Here is a 23,595-nt window from a genome sequence, read left to right on the forward strand (position 1 = left end):
GAGCCGCGCGGAAACGCGCGGCTTTTTGTTTGGAGGGAGCATGGAAGACGATCGCCTCTACCACGACCCTGCCCTTGCCGATTTCTACGATCTCGAAAACGGCTGGGAACGCTCGCCGGACCTTGCCTTCTGCACGGCGCTCGCGCGGGACGCCGGCAGCGTGCTCGATCTGGGCTGCGGCACGGGTGAGTTGGCCGTCGCGCTTTGCGAGGGCCGGACCGTCGTCGGCGTGGATCCCGCCCCGGCCATGCTCGATATCGCACGGGCGAAGCCGGGCGCCGGCGGCGTCGATTTCGTGGAAGGCGACGCACGGTCCGTGCGGCTCGGCCGCCGCTTCGAACTCGTCATGCTCACGGGACATGCCTTTCAGGTCTTCCTGACGCGGGAGGATCGCCGGGCGGTGCTTGCCACCATCGAGGCGCATCTTGCGCCCGGCGGGCACTTCGTCTTCGACAGCCGCAATCCCGCCTGCCGGGAATGGGAGGAATGGGGGCCGGACGAGTCGATGCGCTCCCTCGTCCATCCCCGCTTCGGCGAGGTCGCCGCCTGGAACGACGTCGCCTTCGACGCCGCCACCGGCGTCGTCACCTACGGGACCCACTATGAAATCCGTGCCACCGGCCGGCGCCTCTCGGCCGCCTCCCGCATCGCCTTTCCGAACAAGGCCGAACTGGAGGCGCTTCTGGCCGAAACCGGCCTGCGCGCCGAACGATGGCTCGGCGACTGGGAAGGCCATCCCTGGGAGAATGGCGCGAAGGAAATCATTCCCCTCGGCACCCTCGCCTGATCCGGGCGCAGGGAGGCCGTTCGTCTCTATTGGAAGACTTCGGCCGTACCCACACGCCCGGCGCTACGCCTCCTGCGGAGCCGGCCCGTGGAGCTGCGTTGACGGCACCGCCAGGCACGCAGGTATGATCAGGACGGCGATCAGCAGCATGGCGATGAATGTCGCATGCAGCGCATGCTGGAGGGCGTGCCGGACCTCTTCGACGCCGCTGATTGCGGCGCCGGTGCCATTCAGCAGCGCCCGAATCTGTTCCGGCGTGATCGCCTGGCCATTGGCGACATGCGCGAGGCCGTAGGTCAGCACCGCGCCGAGCACGGCGGCACCAAGCGTGCTGCCGAGATTGCGCGAGAACACGTTCGATGCGGTGGCGCTGCCGCGCTCGTTCGCGCCCACGCTTTCCTGCGTGAGGATCAGGGCGCTGATATTGAGCAGCCCCATCCCGAACCCCATGATCAGCGAACCGGCGCCGGCGAGTACAGCAGAACTCGTGGGCCGAAGCAGGATGAAAAGGAATGTGCCGAGCGGGATGAGCAGGCTGCCCGCGACCATGAGGGGCCGCAGGCCGAAGCGTGTGAACTGGCGCGAGGCGATCGTCGCGCCGCAAGGCCAGCCGAGAAGCAGCATGGTCAGTGCGAAGCCCGCAACGAGAGGCGAGCGGTTGAGCACCGTCTGGACATACATCGGCAGGAAGGTCGTCAGTCCCATGATCGCCATGCTTGCGAAGAAGACGGTGAGATTGGCGAATGCGATCGGACGCTTCAGCCAGAGATCCGGCGCGATCATCGGCGCTTCCGCGCGCCGCTCCTGCCAGATGAAGGCGCCGAGAGCGGCCGCAAATATGGCGAGCGCCCCGATGGCCTGCCCCGAGATCGCACTTTCCATCTCGGTCAGGGCAATCATCAGTGCCGAGATGGAAACGGCAAAGAGGCTCGCGCCCAGCACGTCGATCGATACAACACGGGTTCGCTTCTCCTCCCGCAGGAACAGGAAGAATGTCGACGCAGCGAAAAGTCCCACGGGCACATTGATCCAGAATACCCACGCCCAGGGAAGGTTATGAATGATGAGGCTGCCGAGCAGGGGGCCGACAACGGCCGACAGCGCCCATACGCTGGCGAGGTAACCTTGAACCTTGCCACGCTGGTTGCCCGGAAACAGATCGGCGACCACGGTCATGGCGACGGGCTGAATGGCGCCGGCGCCGGCGCCCTGCAGCAGCCGGAAGGCGATCATCGACGGCATCGACCAGGCAAAGCCCGCAAGCACCGAGGCCAGCAGGAATATCGCGATACCGATGAGGATCATGGGCTTGCGGCCATAGATGTCCGCAAGCTTTCCGAACACCACGGTCGTCGCCGTCTGCGTCAGGAGAAATGCCGAGAAGACCCAGGAATAGAGATTGATCTGGCCGAGTTGCGCGGCGATCTGCGGCATTGCCGTCGAAACGATCGTCGCCTCGATGGCGATCATCGCCATGCTGGCCATGATCGCAACGACGACGAGGCCGCGATGAGATGTTCTTTCCGTCATGGGGAACTTTCGGATGGAATGGCCGCTTGGGCGATGGCGGGATGTTATCCTATGCCAGCCTTACTAATCCGATGGATCGTTCCGTCAAGCCAGTTCGGCACCGTTTCGCAAAAGCGTGAAGACACGGCACGACGGGCTCGCGGCCATCGTCAAAACACCCGCCGCGGGCACGGCTTCGTCTCCGGCGTCGTCCAGGACACCGTCATGCTCTCCGGCCATTTACCCCGTGCCTACTGTTCGATCTCCGGCACGACGAGTTTCGCGAGCTTGTCCAGCGAATCCTGCCAGCCGAGATAGCAGGCTTCGGCGGGGATGATATCCGGTACACCTTGCTGCTCGATGTTCACTTCCGTGCCGACCGATACGGCCTTCAGGCTCACCGTCACCTTCATCTCGCCCGGAAGGTTGGGATCGTCGAAGCCGTCCGTGTAGACGAGACGCTCCCCGGGGACGAGCTCCAGATAGGTGCCGCCGAAGGTGTGGCTTTCGCCCGTCGTGAAATTCCGGAACGACATCCTGTGACGGCCGCCGACCTTCGCATCCAGCTCGTGGACGGTGCAGAGAAACCCGTACGGCGGAAGCCAGCTTGCAACCGCGTCCGGTTCGAGGAACGCGCGATAGAGCTTCCCGGGCTTGGTGGCAATGACGCGGTGCAGGCGGATCGTGCTGGGCATGGTGTTCTCCTGTGGTTCGGTTTCATCGGTTCGTTCTGTCGTGGCGACGTGCTTGCCGCTGCCCGATGCAGTTAAGACGAGCGAGGCAGGGAGAATCCGACATGACAGCGGATTAAGTTTCGCATCGGCTGTTTTCTTCACCGCGCGCGGTTTGCCGCGGATACCCTACGATCAAAGCTCCAGACGGCCGTTGCCAGCCGCAAGATTCATTCCTCCTCAACCGCGCCTGTTACGGGCAGCAAACGCCTATACGACGACAACCGCCGCTCCGCCGGCCAACCCGGCACCCGCGGCCGTCAAAAGCAGCGCCTCTCCCTCCGAGAACGCCTTTTGACGGTGTGCGACGGAGAGCGAGAGCGGGATGGTGGCGGCAGAGGAATTGCCGAAATCGCCGATGGTCCGCACGGTCTTTTCCGGTGCGATGCCGAGATTGGCCGCGACCGCATCGAACATCCGCGCATTGGCCTGATGCGGAACGAAGCGGCTTACAGCCGCCGCGTCTATCCCCGCCTGCGCCAATGCGCGCTGCGAGGTGCCGGTCATCAGCGCGACGGCGCGGGTAAATACTTCCCGGCCGTCGTGCATCGTCATCAGGAACGCCTCGGCCGGGATATCCGGCGCGAAGGGACGATTGCCGCCGCCGGCGGGGATGTGGATGAGGTCGTATCCGCTTCCATCCGATACAAGTTCGGCCGAAACGACGCCCCGCTTCGGATCGCCGCACGGTGCGAGCACCACCGCGCCGGCGGCGTCGGCGAACAGCACCACGCTTGCCCTCTCGCACACATTGATGCGCCGGCTCAGAATATTGGCCGCGACCACGAGCACCTTGCGCCCCTGCGCGCGCACGAACCCGTCGGCCAGCGCCAGCGCATAGAGGAAGCCCGAACAGGCGCCTGCAAGATCGATGGCGCCGGCGCCGCGAAGACCCAGCCGGTGTGCGATGAGCGGTGCGGACGGCGGCAGCAGGTGATCGGGCGTGGACGTCGCAAGCAGGACCAGCGCGATATCCTCCGGCGCGGCCCTCGCGTCGTCGAGCGCCATCCGCGCGGCCGCTTCCGCAAGCCCGCTCAGCGTCTCGCCATCCCCCGCCCAATGGCGCGTGCGAATGCCCGTCCGGCGCTCTATCCAGCCCGCTTCGAGGCCGAGTCGGCTTTCGATCTCCGCATTGCCGACGCAGCGGGCCGGCACCGCATGCCCGAACCCGATCATGCGAGAAGATAGGCCGGGCCTCATCGCGGCTTTCCGAGAACGAGGGAGGCCACCTCGTCGATGGCGTCGTAGGCGTGGTCGATCTCGCCTTCGGTCACGCAATAGGGCGGCATGAGATAGATCACGTTGCCGAGCGGGCGAACAAGCAGCCCGCGCTCGCGAAACAGCCTGCGCATCCTCGGCCCGGCATCGGCGAGATAACCGCCTTCCGGCACGGCAAGGTCGAGGGCCGCGATCGTCCCGATCTGCCGGACGCCGGTAAAACGCCCGTCCGCTTCGAACCGCGCGAGGTGCCGCCGGTGCAGTCCCGCCAGCCGGGAGATCCGCTCTTCCACGGCTTCGCTGCGCCAGATCTCCAGATTGGCAACCGCAGCCGCGCAGGCGACGGGATTTGCGGTGTAGGAGCTGGAGTGGAAGAACGTCTTGCGCCGGTCGGCCGAAAAATGCGCCTCGAAGACCGCTTCGTTGCAAAGCGTCGCCGCGAGCGGCAGCGCCCCGCCCGTCAAGCCCTTGGACGTGCAGAGGATATCCGGGCGGATACCGGCCTGCTCACAGGCGAACAGCGTTCCCGTCCGCCCCCAGCCCGTCATCACCTCATCGGCGATGAACAGGCACCCGTAGCGCCGCGCGATCTCCGCCAGCCCGGCAAGCACCTCGGCGGCGTGGATTTTCATGCCGCCCGCCCCGAGCACCAGCGGCTCGATCAGCAAGGCCGCCACGCGGCCGGTGCGGCAGACCGCCTCGAACATGTCGAGCGTCCGCTGCTGCCGGCCCGCTTCGGGAAAAGGCAGCCGGTCGACCTCGAAAAGCAGCGGCGCATAGGCGGCGTTGAAGACGCCACGCTCACCGGCCGCCATGGTGCCGATCGTATCGCCGTGATAGCCATGCTCCATCACGACGATGCGGTCGCGCGCCTGCCCGGTATTGTAGAAACAGCCGAGCGCCATCTTCAGCGCCACCTCGACCGAGGTCGAGCCGCTGTCGGAGTAGAACACATGCCGCAGGCCGGGAGGCGCGATCTCGATCAGCTCCGCCGCCAGCCGCTCGGCAGGCATGTGCGAGAACTCGGCGAAGATGACCTGGTCGAGGGATTGCGCCGCCTCGCGGATCGCCTCGACGATCCGGGGATGCCGATGGCCATGGGTAACGACCCACCAGGACGAGATGAGATCGAGGATCCGGTTGCCGTCTTCATCGATCAGATAGGCACCTTCGGTCGAGACGATACGCGTCATCGACGGCTCGAGCGCATGCTGGGTGAAGGGATGCCAGACGGGCGAGCGGTTCATATGGGTTCTCCCTGGAAAACCATCGGATCGAAATTGTCCAGAAAGGCCCGGCGGAGCGCTTCGGCCGTGACGCGCACGAGCACCGGAAGCCGGCCAAGCGACCGGACGCCGCCGAACTCGACGATGATGCGCTGCGTCTCGGGATTTTCCTCGCCGATGAAGGCCACGCCGAAGACCGGAATGCCGCGGCTCCGCATCGCTTCGAGCGAGAGGAGCGTGTGGTTGATCGTGCCGAGGGACGTGCGGGCGCACAGGATGACGGGAAGCTGCCAGCGCGAAAAGATATCGGCGAAGAGCAGATGTCCGGAAAGTGGTACCAGCAGGCCGCCCGCGCCTTCGATCACCAGCGGACCGTCCGTTTGCGGCGGCACGAGCCGCGACGGCATGATCGACACACCGTCCAGCCGGGCCGAGAGGTGCGGCGAGGCAGGCGCCGAAAGACGATAGGCCTCCGGCAGGATCCGTTCGCGCGGCACGCCGAGCCGGGCAACCGTCTCGCTGTCCGTCTCGCCGTCGAGGCCGGATTGCACCGGCTTCCAGTAGCACCCGTTCAGGGCGACGGCCAGCGCCGCGGAAAAGACGGTCTTGCCGATGCCGGTATCGGTGCCGGATATGACGAAGCGCGCGGCCATCACGTTTCCCTTGCCATGACAGCGGCGAGCCGTTCGAACATGTCCGATATCTGTCCCTCATCGACATTCAGCGTGATGGAGATCCGAAGCCGCGCCGTCCCCTCTGGCACCGTCGGCGGCCGGATCGCCCGGATGTCGAAGCCGTCCTCGCGCATGCGTTCAGCGATCCTCAGCGCGCGGGCATTGTCCCCGATCCTGACGGGGAGGATCTGCGAGCCGCTGGCATCCATGCCGAGCCGGGAGCGCAGGCACTCGCCGGCAAGCTCCGTCAGGCTCGCCAGTCGGGCGCGACGCTCCGGCTCGTCGGCCAGCATCCGCAACGCCTCGCGCACGCCGGCAGCGACGAGGGGAGAGGGCGCGGTCGAATAGATGAAGTTGCGTGCCCGGTTGACCAGATAGTCGGCAAGCACGGCCGGCAATCCGAGCAACGCACCGGAGAGCCCCAGCGCCTTGCCGCAAGTATGCAGCGTCAGGACATTGGCGCGGCCGGCGGCAAGGCCGCGTCCGCCGGGACCGAGGACGCCCGTCGCATGCGCCTCGTCGACGACGAGGAACCCCTCGTGCCGCTCGGCAATTTCCGCAAGCGCGCCCAGCGCCGCCCGGTCCCCATCCATGGAATAGAGACTTTCGGCAGCGATCCACGGCTGCCCCCTTCCGCCGGCCCTTCGCCAGTCCGAAATCGCCCGGTCGAAAGCCTCGACATCGTTGTGCCGCACGGCGACCGCCCCGGCCCTGCCTGCCGCGATGCCCTCATGCACGCTCGCATGGATCAGCGCGTCATGCACGATCAGGTCTCCGCGTTGCGGCAGGATAGAGAAAAGCGCGGTGTTCGCGGCATAGCCGCTGCCGAAATAGAGCGCCTTGTCGGCCCCGAAAAAGGACGCGGCCTCCCTTTCGAGCGCCTCGTGCTCGGGATGATTGCCGCGCAGCAGCCGCGAGCCGCCCGCCCCCACCGGTACGCCCCCTTCCATCGCGGTCGATATCGCCGCCTTCAGGCGCGGCGCATCGGCAAGGCCGAGATAGTCGTTGGAGGCGAAGTCCACGCCTTGCTGGGGCAGCAGCGCGCGCAGGCGGCCCTTGCGCCGCAGGCCGGCGAGCGTGGCTTCGTGGCGAGCGAAGGCCGGCGCACTCAAGAGGCGAGCTCCCGCTCCATCGGTTTCAGGCCGAGCCGGCGGAAGAGCGCCGCGTCATGATCCTCGCCGGGATTTTCCGCCGTCAGCAGCGTGTCACCCACGAAGATGGAATTGGCCCCCGCCAGGAAACAGAGGGCCTGCGTCTCGTCACTCATGTCAGTACGGCCGGCGGACAGGCGCACATGGGAAGCCGGCATCAGGATCCGCGCCAGCGCGACGGTGCGCACGAATTCGATGGGATCGACGGGAGCGGTATTCGCCAGCTTCGTTCCGGGAATCGGGATCAGCATGTTGATCGGTACGCTCTCCGGCGGGGCCGGCAGATTGGCCAGCGTCACCAGCATGGCGATACGGTCACTTGCCGTCTCGCCCATACCAAGGATGCCGCCCGCGCAGACCTTGATCCCGGCCTCGCGGACATTCGACAGCGTCTCCAGCCTGTCCGCGAAGCTGCGGGTAGTGATGATCTCGGAATAGTAGCGTTCGGACGTATCGATATTGTGGTTGTAATAGTCGAGGCCGGCTTCGGCGAGCCTTGCCGATTGCGCGGGCGTCAGCATGCCGAGCGTCATGCAGGTTTCCATGCCGAGCGCCCTCACCCCCTCGACCATGCGCACGATCGTCTCCATGTCGCGGTCCTTCGGGCTGCGCCAGGCCGCCCCCATGCAATAGCGGGTCGCGCCGCCATCACGGGCCTTTCGCGCCTCGGCCAGCACGCGTTCGACCTCCATCAGCTTCGAAGCCCTGAGCCCGGTCGGAGAATGGGCCGACTGGCTGCAATAGCCGCAATCCTCGGCGCAGCCGCCGGTCTTTATGGACAGAAGGCGGCTCATCTGGATCGCATTGGGATCGAAGTGCTCGCGGTGAACCTGCTGGGCACGAAAGAGAAGATCGTTGAACGGAAGATTATAGATAAATTCCGCTTCCTCGACGGTGCAGCACGCATCGGGAGACGGATGCGCTCCTGCAAATTCCTTCGGATGTTCGAATTCCCGCATCATCGAGAGCCCTTCTCGCTTCTAAATAGATAGAATCATAATTTTATCTATAATCAGAAACTGACGAGCGATGGCAACCCTTTTTCGACAAGGATCGAAAACCCGGAACAGCGAGGAGAACGGCATGCTTCATCGTCCCGCCGGGCGTCAGCCCGCGGCAGTCTCAGCCGGCACCAGGCCGGAAAGCGGCGATTGAATCAGCCTTCGAGCGCGAATGCGGCGCCCGTTTTGCCGGAGGCATAACGAACCGGTTTTTCGCCGATTCTTTTCACATGCCGTTCGAGCGCGATGACGGCCTGGTCGACCTTGCCCTGCCGGAGGTGATCGAGGATGGCGCGGTGGTCCGTGTCGACCCGCGGCGTCCAGCCGGCGCGGCTCGTTGCAAACAGGAAACGCGAGCCCGCCGCATGCAGGTTGTCAATCTCGGCCAGCAGCCGCGGCATGTTGCAGGGGGAAAGCAGCAGCTTGTGGAAGGCGCGGTTGGCCTCGTCCCATTCCTCGATGTCCGTGGCGGCATCGCAGGCCTGCGCGACCGCTTCCGCCCGATCCAGCAGGAACGGCGTCAGATGCGGCGCCGCCATGCGCAGGGCCAGCCCTTCCAGCACGGAGCGCATCAGGGCGACCTCCTGCACCTCGGCAAGCGAGAACGATGCGACCCGAACGCCCCGGCGCGCCTCGCTCACGGCCAGTCCCTGCGCCTCGAGCCGCCGGAACGCCTCCCGCACCGGCACATGGCTGGTGCCGAATTCCTCGGCGATATGGTCCTGCCTGAGCTTGCTTCCCGGCTCCAGTGCGCCGGTGATGATGCGTTCTGCGAGAACGCGGCTGATACGGTTGGCGATGGTGTCTTCGGCGCTTACGGTCATTTTTTATAGATAATTTACGATTCCGGCGCTGTCGAGCACAGGCCGGGCGCCGCCCACCGAGGTTCGACAAGAGGTTGCGCCTTGTCTACTACCCGGACCGCCCTTCAAGGGGAAGCGCCGATGCGGTCAACGGCGTTGAGACCGGCGAGCAACGGACGGAACGAGCCTAGCTCAATCCCCCACGAACTTGCGCGGCGGCATTCTCTATAGCCTGCCCAGGAAGGAAATCCGCGCCGCCGTCGATTTTCCTGGATCGCATGCCCGTCCGCTTTTCAACCGCGCCCCGTCACGCATGTCCGAGCGATGCCGCGCGGCCCCGCGCAACCCAGGCCGCTCCTTCCCGCGCGTGCAGGAAGCCATTCGAAAAGGGAATGCCGGGATAGACCTGCTGCAGGTGAGCAATTGCTTCCTCGCCCGCCATCTCGCCATCAAGCATGGCGCGGAACACTTCCGCCACCCGCACCATGTCGCAATCCTGCGGCGAGAGCCTGATGCGCGACAGGCCGGCCTCCACCAGCGGCGCCAGATCGTCGCCCAGCATCGCGCAACTGTTCGAAAGGGTCTGCACACCGTTCAGCACCAGGAAGGACTGCCGGTCGAGGGTGCGCAGCGGAAGGCCATCCGGCTCCTCGCCGCAGATGAACTGGCAATTGTCCTTCGTCAGCCCCTTGGAGCGGGCATGGGCGCAGCGCGCGGAAATCGCAAGCGGCATGCGGCCGAAGGCGAATATCTCGAAGGAGAAGCCCGGCATGTCCTCCAGAATCCGCAGGATGGAACTTGCCGGCAGTTCCGGCGGCAGGCAGATGTTCTCGGCCCCGCGCGCGGCGAGCACCCGCGCTGTCGCCGCATTGTAGACGTTGACCAGCGGCCCGATCGAATGCGGCCGTCCCTTGAGGAGGCCGATCGCCGAAAGGTCGTTCGCCTCCACAGGATGAACGCTGTCGCGGATCAGATCGCGCACGTGCCGGCTCTCCCGCTCCAGCGTCACCATGGCGAGCGTCGAGAGCGTCACCCTCTTTCCGGCAGCCTCCAGCCGCTCGACCACCTCGGCGACATGCGGCTCGCTGAAATGCTGGCGCTTGGAACAGACCGTCTCGCCCAGCGTCACATGCTCCACTGGCGCCTCGTCGGCGATGCGGAAATAGAAGTCCCGCCATTTCGGCCCGTCCCAGAGGAAATAGACCGGCCCGAGGCTCAGCGCCGGCTTGGCTGTCGTCGTCATGTGCCTTCTCCTATCGCCAGCGCTTGTCATAGGCGCCCGTGGTCGTCCGTTGCCCCTCGCTCATCATTCGCAGCCGGGCGACGAGCGCGGCCCGCTCTGCCGGCTCGGCCTGGAGCGCACGCTTCATGGAGGAGACGACCTCCGCCACATAGGCCTTGCCACGCTGGCGGCCCTCGATCTTGAGCGCGGTAACGCCCGCCCTCCGCAGCGCGTCGATTTCATCGATCACGTCGAGCGAAACCGGGTCCTCGAAGGCGTAGTCCTCGACGGCACCGATCTCGAAACGGCCCTTGCAGAGTGTCGGATAGCCGGAGGCTTCGCCGGGACCGAAACGATTGATCGTATAGTCGCCGAGTTCCGAGACGAGGTCCGCGCCGTCCTGCCGGTAGCGCACGTGGCTTGCCGGCGAGCAGACCCCGTTCATGTTCGGCGATTTGCCGGTGGCATAGGAGGAAAGCGAACAGCGCCCTTCCGCCATCACGCAAAGCCCGCCGAAGGCGAAGACCTCCACCTCGCAGTCAATTCCGCGTGTCAGTCGGGCGATATCCTGCACGGTGAGCACGCGCGGCAGCACCACGCGCTTCGCGCCGAAAGCCTCGACGAGGAAGCGGATGGCATCCGGATTGGAGGCGGAGGCTTGCACGGAGACGTGCAGCCGCTGCTCGGGATATTTCTCCGCCACATAGGCCATCAGGCCGAAATCGGCGAGGATCAGCGCATCCGCACCCGCCGCCACCGCATCGTCTGCCGCGCGATACCAAAGCGCCTCATCGCCGGCACGCATGAAGGTATTGAGCGCCACGAAGGTCGAGACACGCCTCGAACGCGCAAGCGCGATCGACTGGCGCATCTCCTCACGGCTGAAATTGAGGCCGGGGAAGTTGCGGGCATTGGTCTCGTCGCGGAAGCCGCAATAGACGGCATCGGCCCCCGCCTCCACCGCCTCGCGAAAGGCGGCGGGCGTGCCAGCCGGGCAGATCAGTTCCATGTCGCATCCTTTCCTTCGAGCGCCCGGCTGCGGATAAAGCGCGCCGCGCCGATGACCAGCGGCGAGAGCGGCCCCGCCAGTGCGCCGAGTTCGTCGGGCAGATCGATGGCGCTGTCATCGAGCGCGTTGCGCAGCGCCAGCATCGCCTCCATGTCGCCGGTGACGGCAAGATCGCGCGAGAAAAACAGGGCGTCGGCATCGCAGCGCCCTTCGAGCAGGCCGAGCAGCAGCACCAGCGGCCCTTCGATACGCGCATCGGCGAGGGGCGGCGCACCGCGCGAGACCGCCAGCGTGCGCGTCGCCGGCACGACGATGAAATGCAGCGGCAGGTCGGTCGGGGAAAAGCCGTAGCGGGTCCCGCAATAGTCGCCGAGCCGCTCGAAGAGATCGGGATGCGTCTTCAGCACGCTCGAAAAGAGCCCGCGCGCCACCCGCTCCACCAGCCAGACCGGCATAAGATCGACCTGTCTTGCGAGAAGCGGCGGTAGCGACGTCATGAAAGCGGCCCTTGCGAAAAAACGAACGGCCGGAACCTAGGAAGCCTTGCCCGGCGCGAATTTGCGCTAGCACAAAGACCGGAACGTTTTTTCCCGGCAATCGCATCCCATGAAAGCCGATGCCCCCATTCCTCGCCGCTTCGATGGCCTTCAGGATTTCGTCGCCCTGCTCGAGCGGCGCGCGCAGCTGGTGCGCATCCGCGAGCCGGTCTCGCTGATCCACGAGATCACGGAGATCCACCGCCGCGTATTGGCCGAGGAAGGACCAGCGCTCCTCTTCGAGCAGCCGGTCGATGCCGCGGGCAATATCCAGCCCATCCCCCTCCTTGCCAATCTCTTCGGCACGCGCGAGCGCATCGAATGGGGCTTCGGGCTGGAGACGGGCGGCCTGCCGCGCCTTGCGGCCTTCCTCGCGGATCTGCGTGATCCGAGGCCACCCCGCTCGCTGCGCGATGCCTGGGAAAAGCTGCCGCACCTGAAGGCGGCCCTTTCGATGAACCCGCGCAAGACGCGGCATCCGCCCTGCCAGGAGATCGTCTGGCGGAACGGCGATGTCGATCTCGGACGGTTGCCGATCCAGACCTGCTGGCCGGGCGAGCCCGCGCCGCTCATCACCTGGCCGCTCGTCATCACCTGCGCGCCGGACGATCCGGCGGACGTGAATGTCGGCATCTACCGCATGCAGAAACTCGGACGGAACCGGCTGATCATGCGCTGGCTGGCGCATCGCGGCGGGGCGCGGCATCACCGACTCTGGAAGGAACGCGGCCGCGACATGCCGGTGGCGGTGGCGATCGGCGCGGACCCGGCCACCATTCTCTCGGCCGTCATGCCTCTGCCGGACGGCATGAGCGAACTCTCCTTCGCCGGCGTGCTCGGCGGCCGCAGGCAGGAGACGGCAGGCGGCGTGACCGTTCCGCTGCCCGTGCCGGCCAGTGCGGAGATCGTGCTCGAAGGCACCGTCTCGGCCACCGAGGCGGCCGACGAAGGCCCCTATGGCGACCATACGGGCTACTACAATGCCGTCGAGCCCTTTCCGGTGATGACGCTCTCGGCGATCACGATGCGCCGCAACCCGCTCTACCTTTCCACCTATACCGGCCGGCCGCCGGACGAACCTTCCCGGCTCGGCGAGGCGATGAACGCGCTCTTCGTGCCGCTGGTAAAGCGTCAGTTCCCGGAAATCCGCGATCTGTGGCTGCCGCCCGAAGCCTGCTCGTATCGCGCCATGGTGGTCTCCATCGACAAGCGCTACCCCGGCCAGGCGCGGCGGGTGATGATGGGCCTCTGGTCCATGCTGCCGCAGTTCAGCTACACCAAGCTGATCGTCGCCGTGGACGACGATATCGACGTGAGATCCTGGCCGGACGTGATCTGGGCGCTGTCCACCCGCTTCGACGCCGGCCGCGACCTGATGGTCGTGGAGAACACACCCATCGACTATCTCGACTTCGCCTCACCGCAAAGCGGCCTCGGCAGCAAGCTCGGACTGGACGCCACGACCAAGATCGGCGCGGAGACCGACCGCGAATGGGGCCGGGTGCTCGCCATGACCCCGGACGTGACCGCGCGGATCGACGGCCTCTGGGCCTCCCTCGGTCTCGATGGTGCGAGCGCATGAGAAACGAACGCGTCGTGGTCGGCATTTCCGGCGCTTCGGGCGCGGCGCTCGGCGTGCGGATCGTCGAGCGGCTTTCGGCCCTGCCGAATGTCGAGATCCATCTCGTCGTCTCCGACGCGGCGCGGCGCACGCTCGATCTGGAATGCGGGCCGGATGCGATGGAAAGCCTCCTGCCCCTCGTCCGCTGCCATCACCCGAATGGCGATATCGGCGCATCGATCGCCAGCGGCTCCTTTCCGGTCGGCGGCATGGTGATCGCGCCCTGCTCCATGCAGACGCTTTCCGCCGTCGCCACCGGCCGCACCGACACCCTGCTTGCGCGCGCGGCCGACGTGCAATTGAAGGAACGTCGCCGCCTGATCCTGCTCGCGCGCGAGACACCGCTTCATCTCGGCCACCTGCGCAACATGTGCGCCGTCACCGAGATGGGCGCGATCGTCATGCCGCCCGTTCCGGCCTTCTACCACCTGCCGCAATCCCTCGCGGAGGTCGTCGACCATCTCGCGGCGCGCGCCATCGATCTCCTCGCGCTCGCCGCCGGACCGCTCGCAAAGAGCTGGGAGGGAACATCGCCGCCGGTTTTCAGGAGCGGAGAGGAGAAAGGCACGATGCCGCCACACGGGGAATGACGCCGCTCCAGTGGCCGGAGAAACCGTCGACGCGGGCGAGCATTTGATCGGACGCAGCCGCACAGGTGGTCGGCGCGGACATCCGCGGCCTGGGATGTCGAAAGGCTAATTCTTCGGTTCCGGCAGGGATGCTTCCAGCAACGCCCGTGTCTGCCCGGCCCGCAACTGCTTCAGGCGGCCGAGAAACACTTTTGTATTGTCATTTCCGTAAGCCCGGTGGCTCACGGCGAACAGCAGGACGCCGGACTTTGTCGGCACATAGCGGTACAGGTTCCATTCGACAATATACTCGCCCTTCGGATCTCTGGTGCTGACCAGGAAGTCGAGTGCCACTTCGCCGAGAGCATTTTTTTGCAGAATTTCGAAATTGGCGAGAGGGTCGGTATTCTTCCGCTCTCGCAGCATCTCGATCTGGCTTTTGACGGCATCGATGACCTTGACGTCACCTGTCACACGTTCAACCAGAAGCATCTGGTGGTATTGCTCGGCGGATTGGCCCGCCGGGACATATTCCTGTTTGCTGTAATTTTCCGATGGCCGGGAACTCCATGCCAGCTCGTATGACATCCCGTCGAGATCGATCGGCCCCGGTATGCCGAGGAAGTCGACGACCTGGGCCCCGGCAGGGACCGCCATCAGGATCAGAGCGAGGAAGACCGACACGAACCTTGCTGCTGTCATTGCCTCGTCCTCTGTTTCCATCACCCGGCGAGCCGCCGCTCGGATCGAGGGTAACAGCAGTATGTCATTCCGGAAACACCAGCCCGCCATTCGAAATAGGAGCCGACGTCCCGCGACATTGCTGGCGTCTGCAACTCCGGACACCGGCTCCATATGAGTTCATCTGCAAGCAATGGGCATTGCAGCCGCATCTTCCTGCAGGCGCGCGAGGAAATCGCGCGCAAATACGGTTTCGTCTACGACCGTCACCGGCTGACGCCGAGCGGTTCAGACGGCCACCGTTGCGGAATCAGGCAGGCCTATTTCGGTGATTGACTGGTACGGTCTCAAAGGTAGCCTGATATCGATTCCCCATGACGGGCAGGTCCCGTCGTGCGGGTTTTTTCTTGATCTCGGGGAGGAAGCCTGAATGAGCGAGACGTTCCATCAACCTGTAGATGCCGCAAAGGTACCCCGGTTTGCCGGTCACGCGACATTCATGCGGCTGCCTGCGGTTCCCTCTGCGAAGGGCCTCGACATTGCTCTGGCCGGCATTCCCTGGGATGGTGGAACGACCAACCGCGCTGGCGCGCGCCATGGCCCTCGGGAGGTCCGCAACCAATCCAGCCTGATGCGCAGCACCCACCACGTCTTCAAGACGGAACCATTTCGCGTCGCCAACATCGCCGATATCGGTGACGTTGCGGTCAACCCGATCGATCTGCTGGACGCCCTCCGGCTGATCGAGGAAGGCGTTGCCGAAATCGTCAGCGCCGGGGCACTTCCCCTGTGCGTCGGCGGCGATCATTTGACCACCCTGCCCGTCCTGCGCGCAGTCGCAAGACAGAAGCAGGTCGGGCTCATCCAGTTCGACGCTCATTCCGATACGAACGACACCTATTTCGGAAACAATCCCTACACGCATGGCACCCCTTTCCGACGTGCGATCGAGGAGGGACTTCTCGATCCGCGCCGTATCGTCCAGATCGGAATTCGCGGATCGGTTTATGCCCCGGACGAGCATGACTGGGCCATCGCCCAGGGAATTCGCATTATCTATATGGAAGAATTCGCCGGCCGCGGGGTCGAGGACGTCATGGCCGAAGCGCGCGAGATAGTCGGCCAGAACCCGACCTATGTGACATTCGACATCGACGCGATCGATCCGTCGATGGCTCCCGGGACCGGCACACCGGAAATCGGTGGCTTCACGACGCGGGAAGCGCAGCAGATGGTCCGGCTGCTCGACGGCCTCAACCTCGTCGGCGCCGATGTCGTGGAGGTTTCTCCGCCGTTCGACCTTGCCGGCATGACCTCCATCGCCGGCGCGACCATCATGTTCGAGTTGATGTGTATTCTGGCGAAGCAGATTGAAAAGGCACGGAAAGCAACTTCTGAGCCTTGATCGATCAGCATCCTTGCAGCAGCGAGCGGCGCACAGCCTAGGCGCCCTCGACCGTTCCGCGGCGCCAGTAGGAGACGACGAGGTGCTCATCGCCGGTGAGCGCCTTTTCCTGGCGGGCAAAGGCACGGATCGCGCGGAAAGCTTCGAATTCGCAGCCGGCCCAGAGATAGACCTTTTCGCCTTCCGCCGGAAAGGCGGTGGCGCGAACCGCGTCGATGAGCAGGGTCGTGGTGCCGGCGGCCTTGCCGTCGCGCAACACCCATACGACCTCGATTCCGGGCGGGGCGGCAAGCGGCTGGACCTCGGCCGCGTCGGCGACCTCCAGGAATGCATGGCCGCAGGCTTCCGCCGGCAGGGCTTCCAGCATGCGGGCGATGGCCGGCAGGGCCGTCTCGTCCCCGGCGAAGAGATACCAGTCTGCCGCAGCAAGGCCGCCGCCGCCGGGGCCGACCACGCCGACCCGGTCGCCGACCGCTGCCCGCGCGGCGAAATCCGAGCCCGGCCCGGCGTCCGCGTGCAGCACGAAATCGATATCGAGCGTGCCGGCGGCGAGGTCGAGCGAGCGGACCGTGTATTTGCGCATCAGCGGGCGCAGGTCCGGCTCCTCCCATTCGATCATCCCGTTGGCGCCGACCTGCGGCCATAACGGCCTTGCTGCCTCCGGGCGCTGGATCATGAGGTTGAGATGCAGCGCATCGAGGCCGGCGAAGCGCGCGACGTTCTCGCCGGCCAGCGTCAGCCGGCGCATATGCGGGGTGAGTGTGCGACAGCCTGTGACCTTAAGGATCTGGAAGTTCGGCGGGCGGGCGATCTCGCCGCCGTCGCCCGTCCAGGCGATGACCGGCGGATCGTCGCCGGAAAATTCCAGGATATGCGAGGCGACGGACATGCGCGCGAGATAGAGCCCTTCGAGATCGGGCGCGGCGACATCGACCAGCGTCGCATCGCCGTCGCGCGAAAAGCGGGCGCGAATGGCGCCGAGCCGCAGTTCCGGGCCCTCCGGGCCCTCGCTCACCACCGCATTGTGCTCGACCATGTGCTCGCAGAAGTCCGCGATGACGCGGCCGGGATTGCTGAGCGCGATCCGGGCCTGTGCGGTATATTGCCTGGCTTGCATGTTCTTGTCCTTACTGCGGCTTGTGGTCGATCCAGAACGTGCCTTCGAGCGGCACCGCCAGGAAACGGGCATTGATCTCGGCGAGCGTCCCGGCGGGATCGACATCCGCGAAGCGGTCGGGATGCATCCATTTGGCGAAGCACTCGAAGATGAGGATGTTGAGCACCGAGATGGAAAGCTGGTGCGAGACGGCATGGGCCCTGCCCTCATGCACGGCCGTCAGCGCCTCGCGCATGCCCTTGCCGAGAATGTCGGCGAAGGATGCCTGCGCGGCAGCCTCGGAAATGCCGCCGCCGAGGACGAGGCCGCCCTGGGCGGCAAGATGCGGGCCGCCGGTCGCGATATAGACCGTCGGGTCCGTGCCGATGACATATTCGGGGCTGAGCTGTCCGTCATAGCCGGGCACGTCGGCCCCGATGCTCCTTCCGCCGGCAAGCCGCAGATATTCCGTCATGCGGTTGCCCTTGCCCGGCGTCGAGCAGCAGGTCGCGCCGGCATGGGCGTCGACAAGCACCGAGACCGGCTCCAGCGCCGCCGTGCGATCCGTGATGCGCTTGTAGCGGGTGCGCAGGAAATCGCCGAAAGCCTCGCCCTTCGCCTCCTGTCCCACGGCCTTCGCCAGCAGCGCAACGGAAAAGGCCGTCGTCTCCGCAGGGCCCTTGCCGTCGTTCACCGGCCCGTCGAGGAAGATGACGGGCACGCCCGCCGCCTCCAGCGTGGCGACGATCTCCGTCCAGCCCGTCTCCCAGATCGAGACGACGAAGAGGTCCGCCTTGACGGAAAGGATCGCCTCCGTCGAGGTCTTGCCCGGCAGCACGCTTCCGACCGCCGGAATGGCGTCGATGGCCGGGAAGCGGCGGCGATAGGCGTCATACATGCCGCGGTCGATGCGCTGGGGTGCCGCCCAGCCGGCAAGGCGCGAAACGGGATCGGCATCGACGAGGGCGAGCGAGATGAGGATGAGGCTTTCGTTCGTGACGATGCGGCGCGCGGGCGCGGCAAGGCGCACCTCACGGCCGGCGGCATCCGACAGGACGACTTCCGCCCGTCCCTCGGCCGGAAGCGCGAGGGCCATGAGGACGGCCGCCGCCGCCAGCATCCAGTACAGGAGACGGAAGGCCGGCGGCGTGCCGCCAGCCCTTCCCGCCGCGTTCGGTCGCGCTGTCGCCAATCGCGTCACCATTCGAATTTCAGGCTCGCCGTGATGGTCCGGCCGGGCCCGTAGTTGCAGCTTCCGCCCGTCGCATTGGTGCACTGGACGACATGGGTCCTGTTGAACAGGTTGGACACGTTGACGCGGAAGGTCGTTCCCGCGAAGTCCTTGTTCAGGGCGCCGAGATCGTATTGCGCGCCGATATCCACCAGCGCAAGGCCGGGGATTTCGAGCGAGTCGAGATAGGTCGTGTCGGTATGGTAGGACGACATGGCGCGCACGCCGGCATTCAACGCAAGGCCCTCGGCCCATTCCGGCCGGTACTGCACCCAGAGAGCGCCCTGATGCGTCGGCACCCGGAGCATGTCCTTGCCCACCTGAGTCGCGATATTCGTCGCGAGCACCCTGGAGTCGGAATAGGCGTAGGAGGCGATCAGGTCCAGCTCCGGCGTCAGCTCGTACTTGCCTTCGATCTCGACGCCGCGGATGCGCTGCTCGCCGGTCTGGATATTGCCGAGCGTCGCGCCCGTGCCGCTGTAGACGGGCGTCAGCGCATTGTCGAGCTTCAGGTCGTAGAGCGAGACGCCGATCATGCCCCGCCCGCCTTCCGGCTCATACTTGACGCCCACCTCGAACTGCCGCGACTGCTGCGCCTCGTAGGGATCGCCGTCCACGTCCGCGCCGATGGTCGGCAGAAACGCCGTGGAGAAGCTCGCATAGGGCGTGAGGCCGTTGTCGAAGAGATAGGCAAGGCCCGCGCGACCCGAAAGCGCGCCGTCCTTGTTCTCGTAGGTCACGTTCTTCAGGCGGTCGGTCGTCGTGATCTCGGAATGATCGTAGCGAAGGCCCAGCGTCGCCAGCCAGTTGTCGTAGCGGATCTGGTCCTGGGCATAGACGCCGACCTGATCCTGCGTTGAGAGCCTGGAGGTCGTCCATGCCGGGAAGGGATAGGTGCCGCCATAGACCGGATGGAGGTAATCCTGCCCGGCGATGGCCGCCGAGCCGAAATGCCGGTCGGACCGGATGTGGAAATATTCGAGGCCGAACAGCATCGTATGGTCGAGCGCGCCGGTCTCGAAGCGCGCCTCGAGCTGGTTGTCGATGTCGATGGACGACAGCGTGTCGTCGGATGCCGAGACGGCCCGTCCGAGCGTGGTGCCCGAGGGCGGGTTCGACGGCCATGTGAAGGCCGGGTTGACGACCGCCAGGAACATGTTCTGATCGGCATAGCTGTATCTCAGGTTCTGCCGGAACGTCAGGCTCTCGTTGAAATTATGCGAGAATTCGTAGCCGGCCGTATAGAGGTTGGCGTCGAACTCGTTCGCATTGGAGAGATAGTCGCCCATATGGGTGTCGGTCGGTATCTGCCCGGCGGGATTGGGGATCAGCGTGCCGAATGCCGGATAGAAGCGCCCGCTGAAATTCTTCGGGTTCACCTTCTGGTAGAGGCCGTAAAGGGTGAGCGAGGTATCTTCGTCGGGCGACCAGGTGAGGCTCGGCGACAGCATGAGCTGCCGGTTGCGCTCCTTGTCGATCTGGCTGCCGAGATCCCGCCCCTGTCCGACGAGACGGTAAGACCAGTCGCCGTCGCTGCCGAGCGGTCCCGTGAAGTCGGCCGAGGTCTGGATGCCGCCGAGCGAGGACGTCGTCACCTCGACCTCGTTATGGGCGATGGTCTGCGGCCGCTTGCTGACCTGGTTGACCAGCCCGCCGGGCACGGTCTGCCCGTAGAGCACCGAGGCCGGCCCCTTGATCACCTCGACGCGCTCCAGCGCGTAGGAATTGATCGGCCAGGAGGCGTAGCCGTCGGGATCGCCCGCCTGGGCAAGGCCGTCGAGCCAGAGCCTGGAATAGGCGTTGTAGCCGCGGATCCACATCCAGCCGCCGCGAACGTCGTCGCCATTGGCCTCCGCGAGAACGCCCGGCGTGTAACGAAGCGCCTCGCGCACGGAATTGGCGCCGCGTGCGTCGATTTCGTCGCGCGTCACCACGCTCACGGCCTGCGGCGTCTCGCGCAGCGACGTGGTGGTTTTCGAGGCGCTGCGGCTGGTCTTGGCGACGATGCCCTTGTCCGGGCCGCGGCCGGTCTCCTTGCCGCCGTCGACGGTGACGGTCTCCAGCGTGGTCGCGCCGGCATCCTGCGCCAGCGCATGGCCGCCCACCGCGGTCACGGCAAGCAGCACGGTCGAGGCGAGCCAGAGGCGCTTTCGCCCGGCCGCCCGCCATGCCATTCCCGCCGCATCCATTTCCGTTCCGTATCCCGAATTCATCATTGCCGCCCTGACAGCTATACCTTGCCTTAAACTTGACCACTTAAATCAAGTTAAGGTATTCCTTAGGGCAACAATCGCACGGCCGACAATGTCGGTTCCTTTGCGCGACACGCAAAAGCCTTTGCGCACCGGTAAATCGTCATGGGGCGTGACGGTTCGCTAAGGCCCGCGGGTCACGTTGCGGCACACGGGACGGCGGATATCGAAGGATCGGACATGGCAGCCGAAGGCGGAGCCGGACTGAAGACGAATGACGGACGCCTGCGCGTGCGCGATTTCATGCGCCATGCCGGCATCGCCTTCGACAGCCCGGACGACCGGCTGACGCCCGACGACACCTTGATGAAGGGCGCATTCCTGCACCGCGAGCTGCGGCGGGGCCTCGTGCTGCATGCCAGCGACGCCATCGAGGAGCGGCCCTTCACGGCCACATCGCAGCTTCCCGAGGAGCTTTCCTGCATCTTCTTCCTCGAAGGCAGCGTCGATCTTTCCATCGGTGACCGCCATTTCGCCTTCCAGGCGAACCGGGGCGCGGCACGCGGGGTCGCGATCATGAATGCCTGCCCGGAAAGCTTCGCGCGCGCCTCGCGCGGGCGCCAGCACCTGCGCCATCTCGTGGTGTCGGCCACGCCGGAATGGCTGCATCGCGACGTGCTCGAAGCCGTCGCCGACACCAAGGGCGGCACGCGGCTCTTGCGCGACCATCTTGCGGAATACCGCTGGACGCTGACGCCGCGCATGGTGGAGCTGGTGCGGCAGATCTTCAGCCCCTCCCCGCTCATTCCCGAGCTGCGCGACCTCTATCTCGAAGGCCGCGCCGTCGAGCTGGTGGCAGAGACCATGGCGGCGGCGTTGCGGGCGGACCGGCGCGAGGCGGGCGGCAGCCTGCTGACCCGGCACGACATGACCTGCCTCCAGCGCGCCAAGGATTTCATCGCCGCGCGCGCCGCCGAGCCGCTCAGCGTGGAGATCATCGCGCGCGAGGCCGGCATCAGCGCCAGCGGCCTGCAGCGCCTGTTCCGCGCCGCCGAGAGCCGCAGCGTCTTCGACCATGTGCGCAATGTCCGGCTGGAGCGGGCCTATGCCGCGCTCGCCACCGGCGAGGCCAGCGTGCAGGAGGCGAGCGGCATCGCCGGCTATACCAGCGCCGCCAACTTCGCCACTGCCTTCCGCCGCCGCTTCGGCATCGTGCCGACGGCGGTGAAGCGTAGCCCCGCTTAGGTGCCCTATTCGATCAGCGGCAGCGCCGTGAACTGATGGAAGGGCGGCGGCGAGGAGAGCGTCCATTCGAGCGTCGTCGCCCCTTCGCCCCAGGGATTGTCGCCGGCGACGCGCTTTTTCGCAAAGGCTTCCGCCACCGCGATGAAGAAGACGACAAGGCCGGCGGCGGAGATGTAGGAGCCGACCGAGGAGACGAAGTTCCAGCCGGCGAAGGCGTCGGGATAGTCGGCATAGCGGCGCGGCATGCCGGCAAGCCCGAGGAAATGCTGCGGAAAGAAGACGAGGTTGACGCCGACGAAGGTCAGCCAGAAATGAAGCCTTCCCAGCGTTTCGCTCATCCGGTAGCCGCTCATCTTCGGGAACCAGTAGTACCAGGCGGCGAAGATGGCGAAGGCCGCGCCGAGCGACAGCACGTAATGGAAATGCGCGATGACGTAATAGGTGTCGTGCAAGGCCCGGTCGACACCGGGATTGGCGAGCACCACGCCGGTGACGCCGCCGATGGTGAAGAGCAGGACGAAGCCCATGGCCCAGAGCATGGGCGTGGCGAAGCGGATCGACCCGCCCCACATGGTCGCCAGCCACGAGAAGACCTTGATGCCCGTCGGCACGGCGATGACCATCGAGGCGAAGGCGAAGTAGCGCTGCGAATCCAGCGACAGCCCGACCGTGAACATGTGATGCGCCCAGACGACGAAGCCGATGGCGCTGATCGCCACCATGGCATAGGCCATGCCGAGATAACCGAAGATCGGCTTTCTGGAGAAGGTCGAGATCACATGGCTGACGATGCCGAAGGCCGGCAGGATCATGATGTAGACCTCGGGATGGCCGAAGAACCAGAACAGGTGCTGGTAGAGAATCGGATCGCCGCCGCTCGCCGGCTGGAAGAAGGTCGTGCCGAAATTGCGGTCGGTGAGCAGCATGGTGACGGCGCCGGCCAGCACCGGCAGCGAGAAGAGCAGCATGAAGGCGGTGACGAGCATCGCCCAGGCGAAGAGCGGCATCTTGTGCAAAGTCATGCCCGGCGCGCGCATGTTGAGAATCGTGGTGATGAAGTTGATCGCCCCGAGGATCGACGAGGCGCCGGACAGATGAAGCGACAGGATGACGAAATCGACCGCCGGCCCCGGCTGGCCCTCGGTCGAATAGGGCGGATAGAGCGTCCAGCCGCCGCCATGGCCGTTCACCCCGGTCGCGCCCGGCACGAACAGCGACAGCACGAACAGGACGAGCGAGGCGACGAGCAGCCAGAGCGAGACGTTGTTCATGCGCGGAAAGGCCATGTCCGGCGCGCCGATCATGATCGGGATGAACCAGTTGCCGAAACCGCCGATCAGCGCCGGCATGATGACGAAGAAGATCATCACCAGCCCGTGCGCGCTGACGACGACGTTGAAGATGCCGGGATCGGAGAAGAACTGCAGGCCCGGCTCCTGCAACTCCATGCGCAGCGCCACGGAAAGGCCGGTGCCCAGAATGCCCGACAGCATGGAAAGGACGAGATAGAGCGTGCCGATGTCCTTGTGATTGGTGGAGAACAGCCAGCGGACCACAAGGCCCGGCCGGTGCTCGGCTTCGTTCGTGATTGTCTCGGACATCGCTTCCACCTTTCCTCCGGCGGACCGCCTCACCTCCGCCATGCGTTGCTTTCGGCGAGTCTGGACAGCGGGAAACAGGAAGGCAAA

Annotated in this window: 22 protein-coding genes; 6 read left to right on the forward strand and 16 right to left on the reverse strand. The window is 65.6% G+C overall.

Going from position 1 to position 23,595, the window contains the following annotated elements; genetic code table 11:
- Window positions 1-40: 40 nt before the first annotated feature.
- A complete protein-coding gene (locus DSD28_RS08190) occupies window positions 41-787 on the forward strand; it encodes a class I SAM-dependent methyltransferase (RefSeq protein ID WP_119255885.1) in 747 nt (248 codons plus the stop codon).
- A gap of 63 nt (window positions 788-850) precedes the next feature.
- Here DSD28_RS08190 and DSD28_RS08195 read toward each other — a convergent pair whose 3' ends face one another.
- The 11 genes from DSD28_RS08195 to ubiT form a co-directional block, all read right to left on the reverse strand.
- A complete protein-coding gene (locus tag DSD28_RS08195; protein WP_119255886.1) occupies window positions 851-2,317 on the reverse strand; it encodes an MDR family MFS transporter in 1,467 nt (488 codons plus the stop codon).
- Window positions 2,318-2,547: 230 nt separating this feature from the next.
- On the reverse strand, window positions 2,548-2,991 hold the full coding sequence (locus tag DSD28_RS08200) for an SRPBCC family protein (RefSeq protein ID WP_119255887.1): 444 nt from the start codon (window positions 2,989-2,991) through the stop codon (window positions 2,548-2,550).
- A gap of 246 nt (window positions 2,992-3,237) precedes the next feature.
- Window positions 3,238-4,203, reverse strand: a complete 966-nt coding sequence (locus DSD28_RS08205; protein ID WP_119255888.1) for a beta-ketoacyl-ACP synthase III — start codon at window positions 4,201-4,203, stop codon at window positions 3,238-3,240.
- Window positions 4,204-4,223: 20 nt separating this feature from the next.
- Window positions 4,224-5,492, reverse strand: coding sequence for an adenosylmethionine--8-amino-7-oxononanoate transaminase (locus DSD28_RS08210; RefSeq protein ID WP_119255889.1), 1,269 nt, complete (start codon window positions 5,490-5,492; stop codon window positions 4,224-4,226).
- Complete coding sequence (gene bioD / locus DSD28_RS08215; protein WP_119255890.1) at window positions 5,489-6,124, reverse strand: dethiobiotin synthase; 636 nt, start codon at window positions 6,122-6,124, stop codon at window positions 5,489-5,491. Before bioD ends, DSD28_RS08210 begins: the two co-directional genes overlap by 4 nt.
- Window positions 6,124-7,257 (reverse strand): 8-amino-7-oxononanoate synthase, encoded by a 1,134-nt coding sequence (locus DSD28_RS08220; protein WP_119255891.1) that lies wholly within the window; start codon window positions 7,255-7,257, stop codon window positions 6,124-6,126. Before DSD28_RS08220 ends, bioD begins: the two co-directional genes overlap by 1 nt.
- Complete coding sequence (gene bioB, locus DSD28_RS08225) at window positions 7,254-8,255, reverse strand: biotin synthase BioB (RefSeq protein WP_432430846.1); 1,002 nt, start codon at window positions 8,253-8,255, stop codon at window positions 7,254-7,256. Before bioB ends, DSD28_RS08220 begins: the two co-directional genes overlap by 4 nt.
- Before the next feature lie 197 nt (window positions 8,256-8,452).
- The gene (locus tag DSD28_RS08230; RefSeq protein WP_119255893.1) at window positions 8,453-9,121 is read right to left on the reverse strand and encodes a GntR family transcriptional regulator; all 669 of its coding nucleotides are present in this window, start codon (window positions 9,119-9,121) and stop codon (window positions 8,453-8,455) included.
- Between the two features lie 286 nt (window positions 9,122-9,407).
- The gene (ubiV, locus tag DSD28_RS08235) at window positions 9,408-10,343 is read right to left on the reverse strand and encodes a ubiquinone anaerobic biosynthesis protein UbiV (protein ID WP_119255894.1); all 936 of its coding nucleotides are present in this window, start codon (window positions 10,341-10,343) and stop codon (window positions 9,408-9,410) included.
- A gap of 10 nt (window positions 10,344-10,353) precedes the next feature.
- Window positions 10,354-11,331 (reverse strand): ubiquinone anaerobic biosynthesis protein UbiU, encoded by a 978-nt coding sequence (gene ubiU, locus DSD28_RS08240; RefSeq protein WP_119255895.1) that lies wholly within the window; start codon window positions 11,329-11,331, stop codon window positions 10,354-10,356.
- On the reverse strand, window positions 11,322-11,828 hold the full coding sequence (ubiT, locus tag DSD28_RS08245) for a ubiquinone anaerobic biosynthesis accessory factor UbiT (RefSeq protein WP_119255896.1): 507 nt from the start codon (window positions 11,826-11,828) through the stop codon (window positions 11,322-11,324). Before ubiT ends, ubiU begins: the two co-directional genes overlap by 10 nt.
- Window positions 11,829-11,937: 109 nt before the next feature.
- On the opposite strand from ubiT, the gene DSD28_RS08250 reads away from it, so the two are divergent.
- Entirely contained in the window at window positions 11,938-13,449 is a 1,512-nt protein-coding gene (locus DSD28_RS08250; protein ID WP_119255897.1) for a UbiD family decarboxylase, read from the forward strand.
- A complete protein-coding gene (locus DSD28_RS08255) occupies window positions 13,446-14,078 on the forward strand; it encodes a UbiX family flavin prenyltransferase (protein WP_119255898.1) in 633 nt (210 codons plus the stop codon). Before DSD28_RS08250 ends, DSD28_RS08255 begins: the two co-directional genes overlap by 4 nt.
- 105 nt (window positions 14,079-14,183) lie before the next feature.
- Here DSD28_RS08255 and DSD28_RS08260 read toward each other — a convergent pair whose 3' ends face one another.
- Window positions 14,184-14,759, reverse strand: a complete 576-nt coding sequence (locus DSD28_RS08260) for a hypothetical protein (RefSeq protein ID WP_119255952.1) — start codon at window positions 14,757-14,759, stop codon at window positions 14,184-14,186.
- Between the two features lie 153 nt (window positions 14,760-14,912).
- On the opposite strand from DSD28_RS08260, the gene DSD28_RS25820 reads away from it, so the two are divergent.
- Together DSD28_RS25820 and speB are read left to right on the forward strand one after the other, a co-directional pair.
- Window positions 14,913-15,074, forward strand: coding sequence for a hypothetical protein (locus DSD28_RS25820; protein ID WP_162911297.1), 162 nt, complete (start codon window positions 14,913-14,915; stop codon window positions 15,072-15,074).
- A 94-nt stretch (window positions 15,075-15,168) separates the two neighbouring features.
- On the forward strand, window positions 15,169-16,143 hold the full coding sequence (gene speB / locus DSD28_RS08265; protein ID WP_119255899.1) for an agmatinase: 975 nt from the start codon (window positions 15,169-15,171) through the stop codon (window positions 16,141-16,143).
- Between the two features lie 37 nt (window positions 16,144-16,180).
- On the opposite strand, the gene DSD28_RS08270 is transcribed toward speB, so the two are convergent.
- Genes DSD28_RS08270 through DSD28_RS08280 form a run of 3 tightly spaced genes read right to left on the reverse strand, consistent with a single transcriptional unit; the run spans window position 16,181 to window position 20,644 of the window.
- Window positions 16,181-17,260 carry a siderophore-interacting protein gene (locus DSD28_RS08270; protein ID WP_119255900.1) on the reverse strand — a complete coding sequence of 360 codons (1,080 nt, stop codon included), beginning with the start codon at window positions 17,258-17,260 and terminating at the stop codon, window positions 16,181-16,183.
- Between the two features lie 10 nt (window positions 17,261-17,270).
- A complete protein-coding gene (locus DSD28_RS08275; protein WP_245424774.1) occupies window positions 17,271-18,431 on the reverse strand; it encodes an ABC transporter substrate-binding protein in 1,161 nt (386 codons plus the stop codon).
- Window positions 18,432-18,436: 5 nt separating this feature from the next.
- Complete coding sequence (locus DSD28_RS08280) at window positions 18,437-20,644, reverse strand: TonB-dependent siderophore receptor (RefSeq protein WP_119255901.1); 2,208 nt, start codon at window positions 20,642-20,644, stop codon at window positions 18,437-18,439.
- A 258-nt stretch (window positions 20,645-20,902) separates the two neighbouring features.
- On the opposite strand from DSD28_RS08280, the gene DSD28_RS08285 reads away from it, so the two are divergent.
- Entirely contained in the window at window positions 20,903-21,907 is a 1,005-nt protein-coding gene (locus DSD28_RS08285) for a helix-turn-helix transcriptional regulator (RefSeq protein WP_162911298.1), read from the forward strand.
- 5 nt (window positions 21,908-21,912) lie between these two features.
- Here the strand turns inward: DSD28_RS08285 and ctaD are convergent, their stop codons facing one another.
- The gene (gene ctaD / locus DSD28_RS08290) at window positions 21,913-23,508 is read right to left on the reverse strand and encodes a cytochrome c oxidase subunit I (protein WP_119255903.1); all 1,596 of its coding nucleotides are present in this window, start codon (window positions 23,506-23,508) and stop codon (window positions 21,913-21,915) included.
- Window positions 23,509-23,595 lie beyond the last annotated feature (87 nt).

It is taken from the genome of Shinella zoogloeoides, assembly GCF_003574625.1.
In the GTDB taxonomy this organism is placed as follows: Bacteria; Pseudomonadota; Alphaproteobacteria; order Rhizobiales; family Rhizobiaceae; genus Shinella; species Shinella zoogloeoides_A.

What these genes read in the sequence shown, in the direction of transcription:
- DSD28_RS08190 (WP_119255885.1), top strand. Translation starts at nt 41, where the DNA reads ATGGAAGACGATCGCCTCTACCACGACCCTGCCCTTGCCGATTTCTAC.
- DSD28_RS08195 (WP_119255886.1), bottom strand. Translation starts at nt 2,317, where the DNA reads ATGACGGAAAGAACATCTCATCGCGGCCTCGTCGTCGTTGCGATCATG.
- DSD28_RS08200 (WP_119255887.1), bottom strand. Translation starts at nt 2,991, where the DNA reads ATGCCCAGCACGATCCGCCTGCACCGCGTCATTGCCACCAAGCCCGGG.
- DSD28_RS08205 (WP_119255888.1), bottom strand. Translation starts at nt 4,203, where the DNA reads ATGATCGGGTTCGGGCATGCGGTGCCGGCCCGCTGCGTCGGCAATGCG.
- DSD28_RS08210 (WP_119255889.1), bottom strand. Translation starts at nt 5,492, where the DNA reads ATGAACCGCTCGCCCGTCTGGCATCCCTTCACCCAGCATGCGCTCGAG.
- bioD (WP_119255890.1), bottom strand. Translation starts at nt 6,124, where the DNA reads ATGGCCGCGCGCTTCGTCATATCCGGCACCGATACCGGCATCGGCAAG.
- bioB (WP_432430846.1), bottom strand. Translation starts at nt 8,255, where the DNA reads ATGCGGGAATTCGAACATCCGAAGGAATTTGCAGGAGCGCATCCGTCT.
- DSD28_RS08230 (WP_119255893.1), bottom strand. Translation starts at nt 9,121, where the DNA reads ATGACCGTAAGCGCCGAAGACACCATCGCCAACCGTATCAGCCGCGTT.
- ubiV (WP_119255894.1), bottom strand. Translation starts at nt 10,343, where the DNA reads ATGACGACGACAGCCAAGCCGGCGCTGAGCCTCGGGCCGGTCTATTTC.
- ubiU (WP_119255895.1), bottom strand. Translation starts at nt 11,331, where the DNA reads ATGGAACTGATCTGCCCGGCTGGCACGCCCGCCGCCTTTCGCGAGGCG.
- ubiT (WP_119255896.1), bottom strand. Translation starts at nt 11,828, where the DNA reads ATGACGTCGCTACCGCCGCTTCTCGCAAGACAGGTCGATCTTATGCCG.
- DSD28_RS08250 (WP_119255897.1), top strand. Translation starts at nt 11,938, where the DNA reads ATGAAAGCCGATGCCCCCATTCCTCGCCGCTTCGATGGCCTTCAGGAT.
- DSD28_RS08255 (WP_119255898.1), top strand. Translation starts at nt 13,446, where the DNA reads ATGAGAAACGAACGCGTCGTGGTCGGCATTTCCGGCGCTTCGGGCGCG.
- DSD28_RS08260 (WP_119255952.1), bottom strand. Translation starts at nt 14,759, where the DNA reads ATGACAGCAGCAAGGTTCGTGTCGGTCTTCCTCGCTCTGATCCTGATG.
- DSD28_RS25820 (WP_162911297.1), top strand. Translation starts at nt 14,913, where the DNA reads ATGAGTTCATCTGCAAGCAATGGGCATTGCAGCCGCATCTTCCTGCAG.
- speB (WP_119255899.1), top strand. Translation starts at nt 15,169, where the DNA reads ATGAGCGAGACGTTCCATCAACCTGTAGATGCCGCAAAGGTACCCCGG.
- DSD28_RS08270 (WP_119255900.1), bottom strand. Translation starts at nt 17,260, where the DNA reads ATGCAAGCCAGGCAATATACCGCACAGGCCCGGATCGCGCTCAGCAAT.
- DSD28_RS08280 (WP_119255901.1), bottom strand. Translation starts at nt 20,644, where the DNA reads ATGGCATGGCGGGCGGCCGGGCGAAAGCGCCTCTGGCTCGCCTCGACC.
- DSD28_RS08285 (WP_162911298.1), top strand. Translation starts at nt 20,903, where the DNA reads ATGGCAGCCGAAGGCGGAGCCGGACTGAAGACGAATGACGGACGCCTG.
- ctaD (WP_119255903.1), bottom strand. Translation starts at nt 23,508, where the DNA reads ATGTCCGAGACAATCACGAACGAAGCCGAGCACCGGCCGGGCCTTGTG.